This is a genomic window from Nocardiopsis salina YIM 90010 (assembly GCF_000341025.1).
Taxonomy (GTDB): Bacteria; Actinomycetota; Actinomycetes; order Streptosporangiales; family Streptosporangiaceae; genus Nocardiopsis; species Nocardiopsis salina.
In genome coordinates this window covers 1-16,872 of sequence record NZ_ANBF01000188.1, presented here as the reverse complement: position 1 = coordinate 16,872, position 16,872 = coordinate 1, and the positions used below count along the sequence as shown (strand labels likewise).

Annotated in this window: 17 protein-coding genes and 1 pseudogene; 6 read left to right on the top strand and 12 right to left on the bottom strand. The window is 70.5% G+C overall.

What is annotated here, in order from left to right:
• Window positions 1-660: 660 nt before the first annotated feature.
• From D474_RS0121775 to D474_RS0121765, 3 genes are all read right to left on the bottom strand, one after another.
• Complete coding sequence (locus D474_RS0121775) at window positions 661-1,839, bottom strand: saccharopine dehydrogenase family protein (RefSeq protein ID WP_017615609.1); 1,179 nt, start codon at window positions 1,837-1,839, stop codon at window positions 661-663.
• 93 nt (window positions 1,840-1,932) lie between these two features.
• Window positions 1,933-4,314, bottom strand: a complete 2,382-nt coding sequence (locus D474_RS0121770) for a trehalase-like domain-containing protein (RefSeq protein WP_017615608.1) — start codon at window positions 4,312-4,314, stop codon at window positions 1,933-1,935.
• 407 nt (window positions 4,315-4,721) lie between these two features.
• Window positions 4,722-5,420: a class I SAM-dependent methyltransferase gene (locus D474_RS0121765; RefSeq protein WP_017615607.1), complete on the bottom strand. Its 699-nt coding sequence runs from the start codon at window positions 5,418-5,420 to the stop codon at window positions 4,722-4,724.
• Between the two features lie 358 nt (window positions 5,421-5,778).
• Here D474_RS0121765 and D474_RS0121760 point away from each other — a divergent pair, with 358 nt between their 5' ends.
• From D474_RS0121760 to hisG, 3 genes and pseudogenes are all read left to right on the top strand, one after another.
• Window positions 5,779-6,603, top strand: coding sequence for an SDR family NAD(P)-dependent oxidoreductase (locus tag D474_RS0121760; RefSeq protein WP_017615606.1), 825 nt, complete (start codon window positions 5,779-5,781; stop codon window positions 6,601-6,603).
• 107 nt (window positions 6,604-6,710) lie between these two features.
• Window positions 6,711-6,974, top strand: a complete 264-nt coding sequence (locus tag D474_RS0121755) for a phosphoribosyl-ATP diphosphatase (RefSeq protein WP_014913038.1) — start codon at window positions 6,711-6,713, stop codon at window positions 6,972-6,974.
• 104 nt (window positions 6,975-7,078) lie between these two features.
• Window positions 7,079-7,915: pseudogene (hisG, locus tag D474_RS29610) on the top strand (ATP phosphoribosyltransferase); the annotation flags it as partial.
• Window positions 7,916-7,994: 79 nt separating this feature from the next.
• Here the strand turns inward: hisG and D474_RS33610 are convergent.
• Window positions 7,995-8,420 (bottom strand): DoxX family protein, encoded by a 426-nt coding sequence (locus D474_RS33610; RefSeq protein WP_083931909.1) that lies wholly within the window; start codon window positions 8,418-8,420, stop codon window positions 7,995-7,997.
• An 87-nt stretch (window positions 8,421-8,507) separates the two neighbouring features.
• On the bottom strand, window positions 8,508-8,897 hold the full coding sequence (locus D474_RS0121740) for a hypothetical protein (protein WP_017615603.1): 390 nt from the start codon (window positions 8,895-8,897) through the stop codon (window positions 8,508-8,510).
• 74 nt (window positions 8,898-8,971) lie between these two features.
• Between D474_RS0121740 and D474_RS0121735 the strand changes: the two genes are divergently transcribed.
• Window positions 8,972-9,688, top strand: coding sequence for a spermine/spermidine synthase domain-containing protein (locus D474_RS0121735; protein WP_026118696.1), 717 nt, complete (start codon window positions 8,972-8,974; stop codon window positions 9,686-9,688).
• A 4-nt stretch (window positions 9,689-9,692) separates the two neighbouring features.
• On the opposite strand, the gene D474_RS0121730 is transcribed toward D474_RS0121735, so the two are convergent.
• From D474_RS0121730 to trxA, 7 genes are all read right to left on the bottom strand, one after another.
• On the bottom strand, window positions 9,693-9,911 hold the full coding sequence (locus tag D474_RS0121730; RefSeq protein WP_017615601.1) for an EF-hand domain-containing protein: 219 nt from the start codon (window positions 9,909-9,911) through the stop codon (window positions 9,693-9,695).
• A gap of 77 nt (window positions 9,912-9,988) precedes the next feature.
• Entirely contained in the window at window positions 9,989-10,900 is a 912-nt protein-coding gene (gene pstA / locus D474_RS0121725; protein WP_017615600.1) for a phosphate ABC transporter permease PstA, read from the bottom strand.
• Window positions 10,897-11,904 carry a phosphate ABC transporter permease subunit PstC gene (gene pstC / locus D474_RS0121720; RefSeq protein ID WP_017615599.1) on the bottom strand — a complete coding sequence of 336 codons (1,008 nt, stop codon included), beginning with the start codon at window positions 11,902-11,904 and terminating at the stop codon, window positions 10,897-10,899. The genes pstA and pstC overlap by 4 nt, the downstream gene beginning before the upstream one ends.
• Before the next feature lie 113 nt (window positions 11,905-12,017).
• Window positions 12,018-13,205 carry a phosphate ABC transporter substrate-binding protein PstS gene (gene pstS, locus D474_RS0121715; protein WP_017615598.1) on the bottom strand — a complete coding sequence of 396 codons (1,188 nt, stop codon included), beginning with the start codon at window positions 13,203-13,205 and terminating at the stop codon, window positions 12,018-12,020.
• A gap of 385 nt (window positions 13,206-13,590) precedes the next feature.
• A complete protein-coding gene (locus D474_RS0121710) occupies window positions 13,591-14,325 on the bottom strand; it encodes a response regulator transcription factor (protein ID WP_017615597.1) in 735 nt (244 codons plus the stop codon).
• Window positions 14,326-14,374: 49 nt separating this feature from the next.
• Window positions 14,375-15,247 (bottom strand): phosphate ABC transporter ATP-binding protein PstB, encoded by an 873-nt coding sequence (gene pstB / locus D474_RS0121705; RefSeq protein WP_017615596.1) that lies wholly within the window; start codon window positions 15,245-15,247, stop codon window positions 14,375-14,377.
• Window positions 15,248-15,515: 268 nt separating this feature from the next.
• The gene (gene trxA, locus D474_RS0121700; protein WP_017615595.1) at window positions 15,516-15,899 is read right to left on the bottom strand and encodes a thioredoxin; all 384 of its coding nucleotides are present in this window, start codon (window positions 15,897-15,899) and stop codon (window positions 15,516-15,518) included.
• Window positions 15,900-16,098: 199 nt separating this feature from the next.
• Here trxA and D474_RS0121695 point away from each other — a divergent pair, with 199 nt between their 5' ends.
• Together D474_RS0121695 and D474_RS0121690 are read left to right on the top strand one after the other, a co-directional pair.
• Complete coding sequence (locus D474_RS0121695) at window positions 16,099-16,470, top strand: YidH family protein (RefSeq protein WP_017615594.1); 372 nt, start codon at window positions 16,099-16,101, stop codon at window positions 16,468-16,470.
• Complete coding sequence (locus tag D474_RS0121690) at window positions 16,467-16,835, top strand: DUF202 domain-containing protein (RefSeq protein WP_017615593.1); 369 nt, start codon at window positions 16,467-16,469, stop codon at window positions 16,833-16,835. The genes D474_RS0121695 and D474_RS0121690 overlap by 4 nt, the downstream gene beginning before the upstream one ends.
• The last annotated feature ends 37 nt before the right edge of the window (window positions 16,836-16,872 follow it).

The window sequence follows — 16,872 nt, the reverse complement described above, 5'->3', positions numbered from 1 at the left end:
GCTCGGGCAGCAGGACCCCGCCGGACCACCGCACACCCACACGCCTGCCACCCCTGACACTCAATGCCCTGCCGGGAGTGCCCGGGGCCCGGAGGACACCCACACGCCTGCCATCCCTGGCCTCAATGCTCTGCCGGGGGTGCGCGGGGCCGAGCAGTTGGCCGTCGCAGGAGCGAGCCACCGCCCGCACGCCGCAAGCGTTGGTCGCAATGGGGCCACCCCAGGGGGTGGCAGTGGACCCCCGTTCCTTTGGGCTGCCAGGGGCCTCGGGGTGAACAGGGGTTCGTCGATGCGGGTCGGGTCAGCCCGGCCAACAGGGCCGGAACGCACACCCCGAGGCGCCGGCCTCAACCCCGCACAACGCCGCCCCACCCCCACCCACACAACGAACAGGGGGTGGCGCCGACGCGGGTTGCGAAACGGCCCGGCCGGGTTAGGATCCCGGCCCCCGACGAACCACCACCCCCGAGGCAACACCGCACAACGCCCCGTCTTCAGTGCACCCGAACATCCCACGCCCGAGGCAACACCACACAACACCCCCGACAACAGGAACGGGTGGGCCTCCTCGGTGCATGGAGGCCGCGGTCCGCCCCTGCTCCCCCGTAGGGACACTGGCGAGCTCGGAGCCCACTGCTCCGAGGTGCTCCGGGGCGTGTGCTACCCGTCGAACTCCCGCAGCACCCGGAACTCCACCCCGGCGCGGGGCAGCCGGTCGATGAGCGCCTGGCCCATCGCGACCGCGGTCGTGACCTGCCCCGAGGTCTCGGGGAGGTCGTCCTGCCACAGGCACAGCGCCGACTCGGCGAGCATCCCCGACGTGGCCCGGTACCCGGGCTCGCCACCGGAGACCAGCGTGTGCACCCGGCGTCCGCCACCCGAACCGGCGAAGTGCACCGTGAACCACCCGTCGGTCAGCTGCTGCTCCGTGGGCCCCTCTCCCGGCGAGATCAGTGTCCCCAGGCGCTCGCGCAACGCGGGAACCTGCGCCGCAGCCATCACGCCGGCCGCACCTCCCACGGCCCCGACCGCACTGGTCAGGTGCCGGAACGCCGCGTAGTGCCCGTAGGAGAACTCCGGCCCGTACCGTTCCAGCGCCGCCGCCGACGACACGACCACCTTCGGGTCCAGGGTCGGCAGCGGGGCCGTCCACCCGCGCGCGAGCTTGGTACGGGGCCGCCCGCTGCGGTCGATCCGCACGCGGCGTCCCTCAGGCTTGCCCTCCAGCGCACGCCGTTCCTTCGACGCCTCGACCATCGCCTTGGGGTCGCTGAACGCACCCAGCGCCGAGTGCAGAGTGCCGCCGGACGCTGTCCCGCGTGCCCGCACGAAACCCTCCACGTGCAGCGGAGCGTCCTCGGGCAGGTGTCCGACCGTGAACAGAACGCCCAGGTCGTGGGGGATCGAGTCGAACCCGCAGGCGTGCACGAGCCGCGCACCGGTCCGCTGCGCGGTGGCGTGGTGCCGCACATACATGCGGTCCACGAACGCGGGCTCCCCGCACAGGTCGACGTAGTCCGTGCCCTCTTCGGCACACGCGGCGACCAGGGGCTCCCCGTACTCGCTGTAGGGCCCGACCGTGGTGATGACGACCCGCGTCGAGGCCGCCAACCGGCGGATCGACCCCGGGTCCTCCACGTCGGCCAGCAGGAGCTCGGGCTCGGGCCGGTCCGGTGCGATCGCGGCGAGCTCGGAGCTCAGGGCCTCCAGCTTCGCGCGGTCGCGTCCCGCCAGGGCCCAACGCAGCTCGCGCGGGGCGTGTGTGGCGAGGTACTCGGCGGTCAGCGCTCCGGTGTAACCGGTGGCGCCGAACAGGACGATGTCGTGACCGCGGTCCACGGTGGCAACCTCTCCGCAAGGGGATGACGTACGCAGGCGCCAGTCTCTCAGGTCCCCTCGGAGGGGACCGGTGTCCGGTGCCCCCCCGGGGCCCTACGCGTGCTCGTCCAGCAGTTGGGCGCACCGGATCAGTCCCAGGTGCGAGTACGCCTGCGGGTGGTTGCCGAGCGCCCGCTCGGTCGTCGGGTCGTACTCCTCCGGGATCAGCCCCGTCGGGCCGGCCGCGTCGACCAGGTGCTTGAACAGCTCCTCGGCCTCCGCGCGCCGCCCGGTCAGCAGATACGCCTCGATCAGCCACGTCGTGCACAGATGGAACCCGCCCTCACCGCCGGGCAGCCCGTCGTCGCGGTGGTAGCGGTACACCGTCGGTCCGCTGCGCAGCTCGGCCTCGATCGCGGTGACCGTGGCCTGGAAACGCTCGTCGGCGGGGTCGATCAGCCCGGACAGCCCGATGTGCAGCGACGCCGCGTCAAGGTCCTCACCGTCGTAGGCGGTCGTGTAGGCCTGAGCGGTCTCGTTCCAGCCGTGCTCGAGCACCTCGTCGGCGATCTCCGCGCGCAGCGCCGGCCACGAGGTGTCGGCGTCGCGGCCGTAGCGCTCGGCCAGCTTCAGCGCGCGGTCGAGCGTCACCCAGCACATGACCTTGGAGTAGACCCGCTGCCGCGGCTCGTCGCGCTCCTCCCAGATGCCGTGGTCGGCCTCGTGCCACCTCCGCGCGACCGCCTCGGCCATGGAACGCACGAGGTCCCAGTCACGGTCGGCGATGTGGCCGCGGGCCTGCGACAGCTGCGAGACGAGCTCGACGACCGGCCCGAACACGTCCAGCTGCACCTGGTGGTCGGCGAGGTTGCCCACCCGCACCGGGCGCGAACCGGCGTAACCGGACAGCGTGTCCACGACCTCCTCCGGGCCCAGGTCGGTGCCGCGCAGCGAGTACAGCGGGCGCAGCACCTCCGGTCCGCTGAGGGAGCCGACGACCCCGTGCACCCACTCCAGGAACGCCTCCGCCTCGTCGGTGGAGCCCAGGCTCACCAGCGCCTGCACGGTCAGGGAACCGTCGCGCAGCCAGCAGTACCGGTAGTCCCAGTTGCGCACCCCGCCGATCTCCTCGGGCAGCGAGGTGGTGGCCGCGGCCATGACCCCGCCGGTCGGGGTGCACAGCCCGCGGAGGGTGAGCGCGGAACGGGCGGCCAGGCCGTGGGCGGTCGCGGGCAGCGTGAGCGTCCCCAGCCACTCGGACCAGTGCTCCCCGGAACGCTCGCGCCGCTCGGTCTCGGTGGTCACGACCGGGTCGAGGGTATCTGTGCCGCAGCGCATCTCGAGCACGACGGGGCGTTCCGACGACGGATGCACCACCGCGCGGGCGGTGTCGTTGGCACCGTCGTGGTCGACGGTCCACTCCACGCCGGGAGAACGCACGACCAACGGGTACTCGGCGCCCTCGACGCGCAGACCACCCTCGACGGTGGAGATGCGCACGGGTGCGCGACCGAAGTCGGGGCGCGGCGCGAACTCGACGGAAGCGGGTGTGACGCCGCTGATGACCCGCACCAGGTCGGTGCGGCCGGCCGGGGTGTGGTGGGCGAGGTAGTCGGTGACCTCCAGACGCGACCACCGGGTGCGCACGGTCATCGTCCCGTCCAGGTACCGCTGCCCGAGCGGGCGCCCGCCGTGCGTGGGGGTGACGGCGAACCGGCCGGCCTGGCGCCCGCCGATCACCTCGGCGAAGAGGGCGTCGGAGTCGGGTTCGGGGTGGCACATCCACAGCAGGCGCGCGTCCGGACCCACGAGCGCGACCGACGACCGGTTGGACAGCATCGACATGCGCTCGATCGGTGTGGGCCGCTCACCGAAGACCCAGGACCTGCGCTCGACCGCGAGGGAGGCAAGCAGCGCCGCGGCGGTCCGGGTGTCGGCGACCCGGTGCGCGGCTGCGGTGTACTCGGGGCCCACGCGCACGCCCGCGTCGGCTCCGGTGAGGTTCAGGAAGACGGGCTCCTCGCCCTCGCCGCCGCCGATGTAGAGGATCGCGGTGGCATCGGTCTGTTCGCGCAGGAGCTCCAGGGCCGCGGCCTTGTCGGCGGGCGGGGCGCCGGGGCCCTCGCCGGCCTGATCGGGATCGATGGTGAGGTCGGTGTCGAACTCGGTCCCGTGCGCGCCGACGAGGCGGATCTCGGAGGGCAGCCGGGAGAGCACGGCCAGGTCGCTCAGAGGCCGTGCGGAGACCACGGAGCACACCGTTCCGGGCAGGTCTGCGAGTTCACGCAGGGCACGGAGCGCCTCGGGGACGGGGCGCCTCCGGTCGTCGTCCACGGGTGCGAGGGCGCCGTCGTAGTCGCAGGCCACCAGCAGCCGGGATGTGCGGGCCAGCGCGGAGACACGTCGTCGTACGTCGAGCGGCATGGCCTCCGGAGTGGTGCGGTCCGGGACCTCGATCCGGTCCGGAGCCGTCTCGACCGCCTGGGTGAGCGTCACGTTGCCTCCTCCGTCGGTCCATGCTTGACCTGGGGACATGGGTGATCTGTGGGATTGCCGCGCGAGTGGTGCCGGTTCGTACGAAACTGGTGTGAAGAACGTAGACCCAGGGCTTGTGGCGCGGGACGTGCTCCGTGGGACGGCGGTTTGCCGGGAATGGGCCTGTTCCACACGAAGCCATGGTGAGACTACCCGCGCTTCACGGGTTTCGGGTCCATCAGGGCCCGATGATGCGAATCACGAATAGGGGTGGATTTGTCCCCGAACGTACCTCCGCTTTGCCCCCGGACGTGCCGTCGACCGGCTGACACGGACCACCCCCGGACGCACGGCGGCCCCGTCCGCGCTCCCCGGACCGGATGGTGCAGGGAACGTGGGCGGGGCCGCGGCTCAGGTCGGCAGGGGCCTCAGGCGGGCTTGCGCAGGTGGTGGACGAACGCGGGCGGGACGTTGGCGTAGACCCTCTCCGACCGCACGCCGTAGCGGTCGATCCAGTCCTGCACGACCCAGCTGGTGCGGGCCTGGCGCAGGTAGTCCTCGCGTCGGGCGATGACCGCCTTGACCTCCTTCGTGTACAGGTACCCGTAGAAGGACAGGTAGCCGCCCGGCTCGAGGACGGTGAAGTAGTAGTCGAGGATCCCTTCGACGTCCTCGGCCGCGAAGTTGGCGAACGGCAGCCCCGAGGCGATGACGCCATAGGTGCGGTCGGTGCCCATCTCGTCGACCAGCCTGGCGTGCACGGTCGAGTTCTCCGCAATGCGCGCCAGGTCGGGGTCGGTGGTGAGCAGCTCCGCCAGGTGGGCGGCGAACTCCGGGTTGGACTCCACCAGGTCGGCGGTGTCCCCGGGGATCATCGCGTCGGCGAGGCCTCGCGTGATCGCGCCGGTGCCGGCACCCACCTCGAGGATGCGCAGGGGTTGCCCCGGCACGGGACGCTCCCTGATGTGCTCGGCCATGGCGTGCGCGAGGGCGGGGCTGCTGGGCACGACCGAGCCGGTCGCCTTGAACGTGCGGAGAGCCTGACTGAAGAAGAGCCTGGTGTCTCGCAGGCGCTCGTCCAACCGGAGGGCGGAACTGGATCCGGTGGGGCTGTGTGTCTCGGACATACACGCACGCTAGCGCCTGCCGGGGTCCCGGGGGTAGCGGCGCAGCGCGTGTTCTGCCCGGGAACGGCCTCCCGGGCCTGTGTGAACCCCCACCGCTGCCCGGGGAACCTCCAGCGTGGGGATCGGTGTACTGACCACGGAGGTTGAGTACAGCCCGGGCCGGGTCTGACAGCAAGAGAGGGCCTCCGACACAGGTGTGAATCGTCCAAGATCAACACCTGAAGTAGGTCAGGAAGCCCTCCGTGCCCCACACTATCCATGCCAACGCCAAGCTCACCCCCGCCTCCCGCTTGGACCTGGCCCGCTGCGCCGCGCGCAAGGGAAGGCGTCCACCAAGCAGACCCCTAGGGTGGGGCGCATGAGTCAGAGCAGCCCGGCCCCGCCCTCCCGCCCCTGCACTGCCCTGGTCACGGGCGCCTCCACCGGGATCGGGGCGGAGTACGCGCGCCGTCTCGCCCAGCGCAGCTACTCGCTCGTCCTGGTCGCGCGCCGTGCCGAACTGCTCGAGGCCCTCGCCGAGGACCTGCGCGTCCGTTGCGGTGTGGACGTGGAGGTGCTGCCAGCCGACCTCGGTTCCGCTGAGGACACCGAGCGGGTCGCCGAACGCCTGCGTGTGGAACCCGGAGGCGACCTCGCCCCCGTCGACCTGCTCGTCAACAACGCGGGGCGTGGCGACGGCGGCCCCTTCATCGAGCAGGACCCCGACGACGTCGACGCCATGATCGACATCAACGTGCGCTCGGTGCTGCACCTGACCCGGGCCGTGCTCCCGGTCCAGATGGCGCGGCGCAAGGCGGGAGCGACCGGTGGGCTCGGGGTCATCACCGTGTCCTCCCTGGCGGGCGAACCCGTCGTCAACCCCGGGGGGTCGGTGTACGGGGCGGGCAAGAAGTTCCTCACCCTGTGGAGCGAGAGCGTGGCCGCCGAGGTACGGCCGGCAGGGGTGAGCATGACCGTGGTGCTGCCCGGGTTCGTGCGCACCGACATGACCCGCGGGGTGCAGGAACGCGGTCTTCCCGAGGCTGCGTTCGTTCCGAAGGAACACATCGTGCGCGACTCCCTCATCGCCTGGGCCGCCCGGCGTCCGCGGGTCGTCCCCGGAATCCAGTACAAGACGGGCGACGGGATCCTGAACCTGCTGCCCCGGTGGCTCGTGCGGGCGCTGGCCCGCCGCATGGCCTGAACCCGGACGACCGGACGCCCACCTGCCGGGGCACCGGGGGTCGGTGGACACGGCGGTCACCCGGACGTCCTAGGCTGGAAGGGCACTGCCGGTCGAGGAAAGAGACCATGAAGACCTTCGAAGAGCTGTTCGCCGAGCTGTCCGAGAAGGCACGCTCCCGCCCCGAGGGGTCCGGGACCGTCGCCCAACTCGACGCCGGTGTCCATGCCATCGGAAAGAAGGTCGTCGAGGAAGCCGCCGAGGTCTGGATGGCAGCCGAGTACGAATCGGACGAGCAGGCCGCCGAAGAGATCTCGCAGCTCCTCTACCACCTCCAGGTTCTGATGCTGGCCCGCGGCCTGCGCCTCGAGGACGTCTACAAGCATCTTTAGGCCGATGCTCTGATCAGCCCCGCGGGCCACGAGCCGCGGGTGCCGTGAGCACCGGCCGAGCGACGTCCCGAACACCGCAGAACCGACCGAGGAAGCACACCGACATGTCCGAGATGCTGCGAATCGCTGTGCCCAACAAGGGCCAGCTCTCCGAACCCGCCGTGGAGATGCTCCGCGAGGCCGGGTACCGCCAGCGCAGGAACAGCCGCGACCTGGTGATGGTCGACCCGGACAACGAGACCGAGTTCTTCTTCCTGCGTCCCAAGGACATCGCCGTCTACGTCGGCGAGGGGATCCTGCAGGCCGGCATCACCGGCCGCGACATGCTCCTGGACTCCCAGGCGCCCGTGGACGAGATCCTCGCGCTGGGCTTCGGCGGGTCCACGTTCCGCTTCGCCGCGCCCGGCGGCGACGCCATGACCATGGAGGACCTCCAGGGCAAGCGCGTGGCGACCTCCTTCGACGAGGTTCTGCGCTCCTTCCTGGCCCAGCGCGACATCGACGCCCGGGTGATCCACCTGGACGGTGCGGTGGAGAGCTCCGTCAAGCTCGGTGTCGCCGACGCCGTCGCCGATGTCGTCTCCACCGGCACCACGCTGCGCCAGGCCGGCATGGAGATCTTCGGGGATCCCATCCTGCACTCGGAAGCGGTCGTCATCCGCCCCACCGGTGCGGAGGAGGACCCCAAGGTCGAGACGCTGCTGCGCCGACTCCGCGGGGTGCTGGTCGCCCGCGACTACGTGATGATGGACTACGACGTCCACGCCGAACAGCTCGAGGACGCCGTCGCCCTCACCCCCGGGATGGAAGGGCCGACCGTCTCGCCGCTGCACCGGGAGGGCTGGGTCGCCGTCCGGTCGATGGTCCCGCGCAAGAAGGCGCAGGCGATCATGGACGACCTCTGGCAGATCGGCGCCCGCGCCATCCTGGTCACCGACATCTANCGCCTCCCGCCTCTGAGGCAGCTCGCACGAGGGACGGGCCCTGCCGGATCGGCAGGGCCCGTCGTCGTCCACGGGGTCAGGTGCTCTCGGAGCCCTTCGCCCCCTTCGGCCGGGACTGCAACGCCGCCCAGATCAGCGGGATCTGCAGCGGCACCCGGCCCCACGCCACGGCCTTGTTGTCGGCAGGACCGGGGAGACGGCCCGAACCGGAGTCCAGGGCCATCTGCACGTTCGCGGGCCACACGGCGAGCAGGAGCGCGGCGCTGGCCGGGCCCGCCCACCTCTGCCGGGTGACCAGGCCGGTTCCGCAGGCGAGTTCCGCGACACCGCTGCCGTACACCCACGCGCGGGGCTTCGGCAGCTGCCGCGGCATGATCTTCTCGAAGGGCTTGGGTGCCGCGAAGTGCAGCACCCCCGCGGCCAGGAACATGCCGCCCAGGGCCAGGGGCGCGCGCTCGCGCAGGCGGGCCGTGAGGCTCCGCCCCGTCGTCCGTTCCGTCATGGGGACTCCTCTCGTCGGTCGCGCCACGCTCCCAACCTAGAACCGGCCCCTGGACAGACCCGACGGCGGGTCACCGACTCCAGGGCGTCACACGCTCCAGGAACTCGGGTTGAGGACGTCGGTGACCACCTGCTCGGTGAGCCCCAGGGCCTCGGCCGTGACTTCGGCCTCGTGGTCGGTGATCGGCTCGTCCTGGGCGGCGGACGGTGCCGCGGCCAGGGCCAGGGCGGCGGCCGCGACGGTGGTGATCAGGGCGCTGCGGGCGCCACGGGCGGTGCGGAACACGGCATCCTCCACGAGCACAGGCGATGAAACATCACGGAGAGTAATCGTCGGTGTCGTGTCCGACCAAGCGGGACACCCGGGATGTCCGCCGGAACCCGGGACGACGGTGAGGGCGCGGTGGTCGCAGGGGTCGGCGCCGCGGATCTGCACGGAGAGGATCCGCAGATCCTCGTCCGAGTCCGCGTGTCCCACTCGGCATCCGTCTGCGAACGAGCCGACCGGCCACGGACCCGGGACCCGTGGCCCGGCACGGGCACAATGTGGGGATGGACCAGCCGACGACAGCCACCACGCCCGGCCCCGAGGGCGAGACGGCCACTCTCGCGCGGGTCACCGGCGAGACCGGGGGTGACCTCGTGCTCCGGCGCGTGGGGGCCCACTACGAGATCTACAGCAACGGGCTCTTCCTCATGGACACCCGCGACGGCACCTCCGAGCGCGAGATGGTGAGAGCGAGCCTGACGGCCCTGCCGCGCGGGCGCTCCCTCGCCCGGGTCCTCATCGGCGGGCTCGGCGTCGGCTTCTCCACCCGCGAGGCGCTCGACCACCCCCGCGTGGCCCGCGTTGACGTCGTCGAGCTCGAGCCGCGCGTCATCGACTGGCACGAGGGCGAACTCGGCGAGGCCGCCGGGTACGTGCACCAGGACCCCCGCTGCAGGGTCCACAACGCCGACCTCGTCACGTGGCTGGCCGAGGCGTCCGAGGCCGGGGAGCCGGAACGCTACGACGCCATCTGCCTCGACACCGACAACGGCCCCGACTGGACCGTCGTCGAGGGCAACGGCGATCTCTACGGCGCCGACGGCCTCGACCGCCTCACCCGCCTGCTCGCGCCCGGCGGGGTCCTGGCCTTCTGGAGCGCGAACGAGGTGGCCGCCTTCGAGACGGGCCTGCGCGAGCGGTTCGCGACCGTGGACGTGGTCGAGGTCCCTGTCGCACGGGGCGTGCCCGACGTCGTCTACCTCGCGTCCGACCCGCACTGAGGGCTCACACGCGGGTGCGCGCCATGTAGGCGGTGAACTCCGCCAGGGACACCCGGTCGTCGCCGTCGGTGTCCATCTCGCGCACAGCGGCGACGGCCTGTTCCTGCGTCGTCTCCTCGCCCAGGTTCTGCATGAGGGAGAGGAACTCGTCGGCGGAGATCAGGCCGTCGCTGTCGGCATCCACCAGGGAGAAGGTGGCGGCGTGGTCGGTCTTCTGGGGCATCGGTCCGCTCCGGGGGGGTCGGGGGCAGTTCCCGGGCAGGCTACCGCCCCCGGCGCACGGCCGGGGGCCGTCGCTCCCTACTTCTGGATCGAGGCGCGCGATCCGATCCAGCGCGCCACGACCGTGAACAGCAGCACCAGAGCGAACAGGCACAGCGCCGCACCCCAGGCACGGTCGATGCCGGCCTCGAAGGGCTGGGCCGCGCCCCGGTAGAGCTGCAGCGGCACCGAACCCTGCGGGTCGCCCTGGAAGGACGTCACGATCAGCCCGGACCCGAACGCGGTCAGCATCAGCGGCGCCGTCTCACCGATCCCGCGCGCGATCGCCAGCATCGACCCGGTCGTCAGTCCGGGCGCGGCCGCGGGCAGCACCGTGCGCATGATGGTTTGCCACTTGCGAGCGCCCAGGCCGTAGCTGGCGTTGCGCATCTCGTCGGGTACCAGCCGCAGCATCTCCTCCGCCGACCTCGTCACGATCGGCAGCATCATCACGCCGATCGCGACGGCACCGACGAAGGTGCCGAAGCCGAGTCCGCCCCAGCCGATCACCAGCAGCCCGTACACGAACAGGCCCACGAAGATCGAGGGGATACCGGTCATCACGTCGGTGAAGAACCGGATCGAGGAGGTCAGACGGTTGGGCCCGTACTCCACGACGTAGACGGCGGTGGCGATGCCGAACGGGATCGACATGAGGATCGCCAGCGCCATGATGTACAGGGTGCCGACGAACCCGGCCACGTAGCCGCCGCCGTCGCGGCGCGGGGGCGGCTCGGTCTCGGTGAAGAACTCCAGGTTGACGACGCCGACGCCGCGGTTGATCACCTCGAAGATGATCAGGAACAGCGGGATCATCGCCAGCACCATGGCCCCGGTCAGGACCACGGTCGCGGCGCGGTTCTTGAACCGGCGCAGTCCGGACCCGGGGGGCAGTTGGCTCAGCGGCGCGGGCGCCGGCGGCGTGGGCCGGTCGGTGGTGGGGGCGCTCATACGGCGGCGTCTCCCTTCGTCTGCCCCAGACGCCAGACGATGACGCGGGCGAGGATGTTGACGATCATCGTGACCAGGAACAGGGCGACACCGATCGCCATGAGGGCGGTGCGGGTCTCGGGGGTGGCCTCACCGAAGGTCGCGGCGATGTGCGAGGCCATGCTGCTGCCGGTACCGAAGAGGCTGGCACCCCAGGCCTGGGACCCGCCGATGAGCATGAGAACCGCGATGGTCTCGCCGAGCGCGCGCCCGAGTCCGAGCATCGCCGCGGCAACGATGCCGGAAAAGCTGGCGGGCAGCACGACCTTGGTGATGACCTCCCAGCGGGTGGAGCCCATCGCGTAGGCGGCCATCTGCTGGTCGAGGGGCTGGACGGCGATGACCTCGCGCACGATCGCGGTCATGATCGGCAGGATCATGATGGCGAGCACGATGCCGGCGGGCAGGTACCCCACGCCCAGTACAGGGCCCTCGAACAGGAAGAACCACCCGAGGATGCCCTCGAGCCATTCGAAGAAGGGCCGCAGTACGTTCGGCAGGAACCAGTGCAGGCCCCACAGGCCGAAGATGACGCTGGGCACCGCGGCGAGCAGCTCGACGGTGTACGACAGCGGCTTGGCGAGCCGGGGCGGGGCCATGTGGGTCAGGTAGACCGCGACCATGATCGACAGCGGCAGGGCGATGACGATCGCGATGGTGGCGGTGACCAGGGTGCCGTAGATGAAAGGCCAGGCCCCGTAGGTTCCGGTGATCTCGGTGCGGGAACCGCCGCTGGTCCACTCGTCGCCGAGGAGGAAACCGAAGAAGCCCTCCTCGGCGAAGACGGGCCAGGCCTCGGAGGTCGTGCGGATCACCATCAGGGCCAGGATGATCAGGACGAGGGTCCCGCAGCCGGCGACGATCCACTTGAAGATCGGGTCGGCGAGTCGGCCCCGGCCGGAGGTCAGCGTCCCCCTCCGGCGTTCCTCTGGGGCCTGCGGGGCCTCGGGGGCCTCGGTGGGCATGTGCTTCTCCTCAATGGCTTTCGTGGGGAGCGGAGAGCGTGGCGCTGGCGCCCTGCTGCCGGGCACCGGGGGCGGGGCCGGGCCGCGCTGCCCGGCCCCGCTGCAGGGGGTGCTTACTGGTCGCCGTTCTCGGCGTCGGCGTCCTCGGCCTCGTCGGCGCCGTCGTCCTCGGCGGTCCCGTCGCCGCCGTCCTCGGCCTCGTCGCCCTCACCGGCGTCGTTCTCGGAGTTGGTGCGCTCCAGCTCGGCCACGACGCGCTCGGTGAGCTCGTCGCCGAGGGGCGCGTAACCCAGCTCGCCGGTGATCTCCTGGGCGGACTCGTCCGTCAGCGCCCAGGTCCAGAAGTCGACGAGGGTGTTCGCGGTTTCCTCGTCGTAGCCGCAGGTGTAGGTGAAGATCCAGTTCGTGCCGGCGATCGGGTAGCCCTCACCGCCGATGTCGTCGATGTGGAACTGGAAGTCGTCCGGGACGTCGGCCTCCTCGGAGGCGGCGATCGTCGACTCGGTGGTCGGCTCGATGGTCTCGCCGTCGGCGTTGACGATGTGGGCGAGCGCCATGTCCGACTCCTGGGCGAAGGACTGGTTCACGTACCCCAGGCCGCCCGGGTTCTGGGAGATGCCCTGCGACACACCGTCGTTCTGCTGGCCGCCGACCAGGCCGGAGGGCCATTCGAGTTCCTTACCCTCCCCGAACTCCTCGTCCCAGGACTCGACCTCGTGGGCGAGGTAGTGGGTGAACACGGCGGTGGTGCCGGAGCTGTCGGAGCGGTGGACCGGCACGATCTCCTCGTTCGGCAGGTCCATGTCCGGGTTGAGCTCGGCGATCGCCGGGTCGTCGAAGGTGGTGATCTCACGGGAGTAGATGCCGGCGAGGGCCTCGGGGTCCAGCACCAGCCCGTCGAGCTCGGGGTTGTTCATCGCGATGACGACCGAGCCGAAGGTGACGGGGAACTGGAGCGCCTCGCAGCCACGGCCGTCGGCGGCCTCCTGGAGGGCGTCGTCGTCGAGGAACTCCTCGGAGGAGCCGAAGTCGACGGTCTCCTCCATGAACTGCTCGATCCCGGCCCCGGAGCCCACGCTCTGGTAGTTGATGCTGGTGTCGGGCTGCACGTCGTTGGTGTAGCTGTAGATCCAGTCCTGGAAGAGCGGGTCCGGGAAGCTGGCGCCGGCACCGGTCAGGGACCCGGTCAGGGTCTCGGCGGTGGTGTTGGCGTCGTCGGTTTCGTCGCCCCCGTTGCTGCACGCGGCCGCGAGCAGGGGGATGGCCGCCAGAGCGGCGAGCTTGGAACGCCCGTTGCGCATGTCCTGTTTCTCCTCGTCGAATCACCACTGTCGGGGCTGACGTGAAACGACAGTAGAAGTGTCGAACGTCGCCGGACCATCGTTTCGGAGGCGGCGTGGTGGAAAGCCGGTGAATGGGCGGTTAATCGCGGTCACCATCGCATAACGGGGCTTGGGTCGACGTTTTCCGTGCCGAACCGGGATTTCTCCGGCGACCTGCATCGAACTGCACATACGCCGACAGCACCGGCGTTCCCCGCCGGTGTGAGCCCATTTCTCCGCGCGTTTTCCGCGATGGTGTCAGTTCATGTGTACGTTCACTTCGTCGTCGATGGTGTCGCAAAAATGAACGGGGTGGTGCGGCGGTGAGGAAACACGTCCCCGGGCGTCTGTCGAGAAGTGNCGTTTAGCCGATACCGCGCACCGTGTGGATGAACCGCGGCCGGGACTCGGAATCGCCGAGCTTGTGCCGCAGCCGCCGGATGTGCACCGCGATCGTGTTGTTCACAGGGGGAAGGGGTTTGTGCCAGACGCCGTTCCACAGCTCCTCGCGGCTGACCACCCGGCCGTCGTTGCGCAGCAGGAAATCCATGATCCCGAACTCGCGCAGCGCCAGGTCCACGGGTGTGCCGTCCACGAACAGCCGGTGGCCGAGCGCGTCGAGCTCCAGCGCGCCCGCCCGCACCACCGCCGGCGCACCGTCGTCGCCGTGCTCCCCGGCCGGCAGGGAACCGCGCAGCAGAGCAGCCAGCTCAGGGATCCGGTACGGCCTGCTGACACAGGCCGTGGCGCCCGCGGCCAGGGCCCGCACCGCCCGCTGCGAGTCGCCGGTGCCCACCCCGATGAGGATCGGGATGTCGGTGACCCGCCGCATCACCCGCACCAGCGTCTCCAGCTCCACCTCCGGCGGGTCCGCACTGGTCAGCACGGTGTCGGGGCGGGCCATCCCCACACGCAGCAGTGCTTCGGCACCGTCCACGCACACGGTGATGTCCACGTCGTGTCCGCTCAGGGACAGCACGAGCTGGTGAGACTGCTCCGACTCCGGTTCCACCAACAGCACCCGGAGCGGGGACCCGGCCGGTTCCGGCACGTCCGGTGCCTCCGCGGGCCGGGGGACCGATGCGGTGAGAGCGGGCATGGGGGGTCCACTTCGTCGAAGGGATGTGCGGGTCCCGGGTCGGGGCTGCTCAGCCGAAGCGTCCGGCGATGTAGTCCTCTGTGCGCTGGTCGGAGGGCTTGCTGAAGATCGTGGACGTCTCGTCGTACTCCACGAGGTTGCCGAAACGGTCGCCGGTCTCGTCCACGGAGGCGGTGAAGAACGCGGTGCGGTCGGAGACGCGCGCCGCCTGCTGCATGTTGTGGGTGACGATGACGATCGTGTACTCGCTCGCGAGCTCGTACATGAGGTCCTCGATCTTGAGGGTCGCGATCGGGTCCAGCGCCGAGCACGGCTCGTCCATGAGAATGACCTCGGGGTTCACTGCGATCGTGCGCGCGATGCACAGGCGCTGCTGCTGACCGCCGGACAGGGCGAACGCGTTGTCCTTGAGCTTGTCCTTGACCTCGTCCCACAGGGCGGCCTTGATCAGGCTCTGCTCGACGATCTCGTCCATGTTGCCGCGCATGCCGTTGATTCGGGGCCCGTAGGCGACGTTGTCGTAGATCGACTTGGGGAACGGGTTCGGCTTCTGGAAGACCATCCCGATGCGTCGGCGCACCTCGATGGGGTCGACCTCGGGGGCATAGAGGTCCTCGCCGTGGTAGGTGACCTTCCCCTCGACACGGGCGCCGGGGATGAGGTCGTTCATCCGGTTGAGGGTGCGCAGGACCGTGCTCTTGCCGCACCCGGACGGTCCGATCATCGCGGTGATCTGCTGCGGGCCGACCTTGAGGTCCACGTCGCGCACGGCCCTGTTGGTCCCGTAGACGATGGACAGTCCGGACACGTCGAAGACGGGCTCGGCCGGCTCGGGGGCCGACCGCCCCTGGGCGGCGGTGTCGGGCGCCGTGACACCCGACTCGGGGTCACGGGGGTTCGCGGCGGTGTTGCTGACAGACATGGAGCCACTTCCGGGGTTCGGGCTGCATTCGTGCCGCAGCCGGGAGCTGCGTGGTCGTATCCATGCAAAGGGGTCGGCGTGAAGCCGTGGTGAACGAGCCCCGTGGCAAAGGTGAACGCGGGAGGTGGACTGGGCGTCCCCGGTCACCGAAGGCGTGCCCGGACGTCACCGCCGCGTCCGATGCCTGTCCAGGTGCCCCTGTGGAACAAGACGGGACCGGCCCCGCACCTGGCGGGGACCGGTCCCGTGGGAACGTTCTGGGGGAGAGTCAGCTCTGCTGCTCGCCCTCCTGGTCGTCCTGCTCGGCGATCTTCTGCCGGACCTCGTCCATGTCCAGCTCTCGGGCCTGGGTGATCAGGCTCTCCAGGGCCTCCGCGGGAAGGGCGCCCGGCTCGTTGTAGATGACGGTGCGGTCGCGCACGATCATCAGGGTCGGGATGGACTGGATCTTGAACTCGAAGGCCAGCTCGCGCTGGGCCTCGGTGTCCACCTTCGCATGCACGATGTCGGTGTGCTTCTCCGAGGACTGCTCGAAGACGGGCGCGAACTGGCGGCAGGGACCGCACCAGTCGGCCCAGAAGTCGATGAGGACGAACTCGTTGTCCTGGAGCGTGTCCGCGAAGTTGTCCTTGGTGAGCTCGACGGTGGCCACGTGGTCTCCTTGTGCGTTGTGCGTCGCCTACCCGGCCTTACTACCAGGCGTCCCTCGTCAACACAGCCACCTGCCGACCGCATTCCGGGCAGTGCCTCAGACCGCCTGTGCAGGGCCTCCGCACACTGCCTACCGGCTCGGAGGGGAACGAGGGGGTTGACTGGGGAGTCCGAGAAGCGGCTTGACCAGGAGGCAGACGATGGGGACGGGAACACCGGAACCCGAGGGCGCGACCGGCGCGGAAGGTTCCGGGGACGTCGACTACCGTTTCACTCTCGCCAACGAACGGACGTTCCTGGCGTGGGTGCGTACCGCCCTGGCCCTCCTCGCCGGGGCCGTCGCCGTGCTGCACCTGCTGCCGCTGGAATGGAGCGAGGCGACCCGTACTGCCGTCGGTCTGCTCCTGGCGCTCTTGGCCGGCGTCATCACCGTCTACGCCCCGCTGAGGTGGGTGCGCGTGCAGCGGGCGATGAGCCGGGGCGCGCCGCTCAAACTCAGTCTGCTGCCGCTCATCACCACGTTCGCGGTGGCCCTGGTGTCGCTGCTGGTGCTGTTCGGGAACCTGCTGTGAGTCCCGGAGAACGCACCGACCCCGGACTGCAGCCCGAACGCACGCTGCTGTCGTGGCAGCGCACGCTCGCGCTCGTGCTCGTCGTGGGGCTGCTGTACCTGCGCGGCACGGTCGTCCCGGGCGAGGAGGCCGTGCCTGAGGCGCCGGTCCAGGTGCGTATCGCGGTCATGGTGGTCCTGCTCGTGGTCTTCACCGTGATCGGTGCCCACCTGTGGCTGCGGTGGCGCCGCAGCAGCCTGGGAACACACGACCCCGACACGGACGGCCTGCCCGTCAACGTGGCACGCCCCTGGGCCATGGCCCTGATCTGTGGTGTCTCCCTGGCCCTGAGCGCGGTTCTGGTGGTGACCGTGCTCGCGCACTGAGACGGCCCCACCGGGGCACTCGTGGGCGCACCCCGGC

Coding starts and splice junctions, on each gene's coding strand:
- pstS (WP_017615598.1), bottom strand. CDS start 13,205: ATGCGCAACGGGCGTTCCAAGCTCGCCGCTCTGGCGGCCATCCCCCTG.
- D474_RS33610 (WP_083931909.1), bottom strand. CDS start 8,420: ATGACGGAACGGACGACGGGGCGGAGCCTCACGGCCCGCCTGCGCGAG.
- D474_RS0121735 (WP_026118696.1), top strand. CDS start 8,972: ATGGACCAGCCGACGACAGCCACCACGCCCGGCCCCGAGGGCGAGACG.
- pstC (WP_017615599.1), bottom strand. CDS start 11,904: ATGCCCACCGAGGCCCCCGAGGCCCCGCAGGCCCCAGAGGAACGCCGG.
- pstB (WP_017615596.1), bottom strand. CDS start 15,247: ATGTCTGTCAGCAACACCGCCGCGAACCCCCGTGACCCCGAGTCGGGT.
- D474_RS0121755 (WP_014913038.1), top strand. CDS start 6,711: ATGAAGACCTTCGAAGAGCTGTTCGCCGAGCTGTCCGAGAAGGCACGC.
- pstA (WP_017615600.1), bottom strand. CDS start 10,900: ATGAGCGCCCCCACCACCGACCGGCCCACGCCGCCGGCGCCCGCGCCG.
- D474_RS0121710 (WP_017615597.1), bottom strand. CDS start 14,325: ATGCCCGCTCTCACCGCATCGGTCCCCCGGCCCGCGGAGGCACCGGAC.
- D474_RS0121760 (WP_017615606.1), top strand. CDS start 5,779: ATGAGTCAGAGCAGCCCGGCCCCGCCCTCCCGCCCCTGCACTGCCCTG.
- D474_RS0121730 (WP_017615601.1), bottom strand. CDS start 9,911: ATGCCCCAGAAGACCGACCACGCCGCCACCTTCTCCCTGGTGGATGCC.
- D474_RS0121765 (WP_017615607.1), bottom strand. CDS start 5,420: ATGTCCGAGACACACAGCCCCACCGGATCCAGTTCCGCCCTCCGGTTG.
- D474_RS0121695 (WP_017615594.1), top strand. CDS start 16,099: ATGGGGACGGGAACACCGGAACCCGAGGGCGCGACCGGCGCGGAAGGT.